Raw genomic sequence first — 2,966 nt, 5'->3', positions numbered from 1 at the left:
CATCCGATTTTAGGATGAGGAGCGGAGCTCCGCAAGGGCTCGCCATACTTGTTTTGGTATGAGGAGCGAAGCTCCGTAAGCGCAACCATCAATATAGTTTCATTTCTCTGATCAATAAAATGAAGGCGATCAATAGATTGTTTGATGATCTAAAGCTTGCACTGCCACGCTTTAGTGCTAAAGTTTAAATTCTTTTGCGTGGGCGATGCCTCACTTTTCAGAGATGAAAAGTGACAAAAATCTTTCGTTGAGCGAGGGGTACATCCTCATACCCCCGCTCAACATGGCAACATCCATGTCGCCTCACGATAGCAAGACCATCAATGATTCAAAAAGTACAAAATAAATGAATCATCCAAATCAATTGTATGAATAATCAGGCGGTTTGACTGTATCACTTTTCATCAAGGATTTTTATCGAACTCAGGTTAATTAGGACGTGAGCCTTCAAATGCATTTTGTAATAAACGGCGGATTGCATTTTTTTCTATAGCTTCAGGATTCCAATATGGATTGGATAATGCAATTTCCGTTGCCTTATCCAAATCTGATTCAGTTAACCCTAATTCTGCCAAAGATCTCGGTCCGTCAAGCTCAGTAACCAGATCAAATAAAGCATTTGCTGCTGTAGTTTCTTTTGCTCCTAGTGCTCTTTTAATCTTATCCATCGCCTCAGGAACAGCTTGCTGGTTATAAGCAATGGCATGTGGTAACACAACCGTATGAGTCTGTGCATGTGGTAAATTAAAACTTCCTCCTAAGGTATGACAAAGTTTATGATGAATCGCCATGCCGACATTTCCTAGCACATAACCACACAGCCAAGCGCCATATAAACACAAACTGCGTGCTTCAATATCTTGATCATTGTGCTTTAGAAGTCTTAATCCATCTGCCAAAGCCTTAATTCCCTCTTCAGCCAACAAAGACATGATCGGATTACCATTTTGAGCATATAAACCTTCTGCTGCATGTGCTATGGCATTGATACCACTCGTAATAGACATATTTAATGGTAAACTTAATGTAAGTTCAGGGTCATAAATTACTGTTTTTGGCAAAACTCGAGGGTCTTTTCCTGTTTTCTTAATTCCATTTTCCGTGATGCCATAAACAGGGGTCATTTCCGAACCTGCATAAGTGGTTGGGATCGCAAGTATCGGCAGGTCATCCTCTAAAGCAATTGCTTTCCCTAAACCTGTCGTTGATCCACCGCCTACAGCTATCGCACAGTCAGCACCTAAAGCTCTTGAGACATCTATTGCTTCTTTCGCTGTTTCAATGGGTACATGCATAACTGCTTTAGGGAATATTCCTACACAAGAATGCCCTAGCAAATCAGATATCTTCTCTGCTAACTCAACCTGTTCAGGTGTACATAAAATTAATGCCTTTTTTGCCCCTAAAGCTTTAATTTCAGCTTTTAAATTTTTAAGAGAACCTGCTCCAAAAATTACTCTGCTTTGCGGAACATCATAGATAAATTCTTTTTGCACATTTAATCTCCTTATGGCAATGGTGTTGGCTGATAGGCATAAAATAACCACTCGTTATTTTCTTTTCTCCAAATTGCTAATGATTTATTCTTTAAAATTTTTTGAATATTTCCAGCAAGGACTTCACAATGCATTTCACCAAAGACCAGTGCAATATCACCAATAATTTGAATTTTGGAAATTGGATGTTCGATCCACTTATAATCATAAAAGCCATCAAACAATTTATCTAAGTACGATTGTTTTGAATCAGTTATTCCACTGGTATGCGTATAAGTCATTTCAGGATGAACCAGTTTGGCAAAATCTTCATAACGTCTTTCAACGATTGACTTAAACCGTTCATCCTCAAGTTTTTTGATTAGAATATCTTCCATTAGATTGATTACACTTTTAAATAACTCAAGATTTAATTCATCCTATCTTTTATAAAAAATTTTAAAAATAACGATTTAGGAAATTATATTTTCATAATTGAAAGAATATTTTTTATTGAATTTATTCATTAAAAATCAACGCATTATAAAAAACAAAAATTACAAACATACTATCTAAAATATTTTTCATAAATAAACTCTGCTTTCTTTTATTTTTTCTTATATTTAATACTAAATAAATTCTAGTATTTTTTGATTTACACAAATTAAAAGGATCCTAAATAAGGACCCTTTTAATTGATTATAATCACAATAAAGTTATATTACCCGTTGAATAATCATGGCGATGCCTTGACCCACACCAATGCACATTGAGCACAAGGCATATTGCCCTTGAATCTGTTCAAGTTGGTTGAGGGCGGTTGTCACCAAGCGAGCACCTGATGCACCCAGTGGATGACCCAAAGCAATCGCACCACCATTCGGATTGACCCGTGCATCATCATCTGCCAAGCCTAAATCACGAGTCACTGCCAAAGCTTGGGCAGCAAAGGCTTCATTCAGCTCAATCACATCCATCTGCGCTAAACTCAGATTTGCCTGTTGAAGTAATTTCTTAATCGCTGGTGCAGGTGCAAATCCCATGATTCGAGGTTCTATACCGACTGTCGTCGCTGCAATGATTTTGGCACGTGGTTTTAGTTGATACTGTGTAACGGCTTGATCTGATGCGATCAGTAAAGCGGCTGCACCATCATTAATTCCTGAAGCATTACCCGCAGTCACCGTACCTTCTGCTTTCACCACACCTTTTAATTTGTGTAAGGCTTGCAATGTGGTTGAAGCCCGTGGATGCTCATCTTGATCCACCAGAAAAGCATCACCTTTATGCTGAGGAATGGTCACAGCAACAATTTCTTGTTTAAAAAAGCCCTGTGCCTGTGCTGCTGCTGTTCGTTGTTGACTGTTCAATGCAAACTGATCTTGATCAGCACGGTTGATGTTGAATTGCTCAGCCACATTTTCAGCCGTTTGTGGCATGGTTTCTACACCATACATGTCTTTTAGCTTTGGATTGATAAAGCGCCAACCC

3 protein-coding genes are annotated in these 2,966 nt (G+C 38.4%); all 3 read right to left on the bottom strand.

The window, feature by feature from the left end:
• Positions 1–428: 428 nt before the first annotated feature.
• On the bottom strand, positions 429–1,496 hold the full coding sequence (locus ACINWC743_RS07185) for a maleylacetate reductase (RefSeq protein WP_009584936.1): 1,068 nt from the start codon (positions 1,494–1,496) through the stop codon (positions 429–431).
• 11 nt (positions 1,497–1,507) lie between these two features.
• Positions 1,508–1,873, bottom strand: coding sequence for a nuclear transport factor 2 family protein (locus tag ACINWC743_RS07180; RefSeq protein ID WP_009584937.1), 366 nt, complete (start codon positions 1,871–1,873; stop codon positions 1,508–1,510).
• Between the two features lie 318 nt (positions 1,874–2,191).
• Positions 2,192–2,966 (bottom strand): acetyl-CoA C-acyltransferase (locus tag ACINWC743_RS07175; RefSeq protein ID WP_009584935.1); only part of this gene is annotated, 775 nt, incomplete at its 5' end.

It is taken from the genome of Acinetobacter sp. WC-743, assembly GCF_000335555.1.
Taxonomy (GTDB): domain Bacteria; phylum Pseudomonadota; class Gammaproteobacteria; order Pseudomonadales; family Moraxellaceae; genus Acinetobacter; species Acinetobacter bereziniae.
The sequence above is the reverse complement of the archived record's forward strand: the minus strand, read 5'-3'. Positions and strand labels throughout refer to the sequence as shown.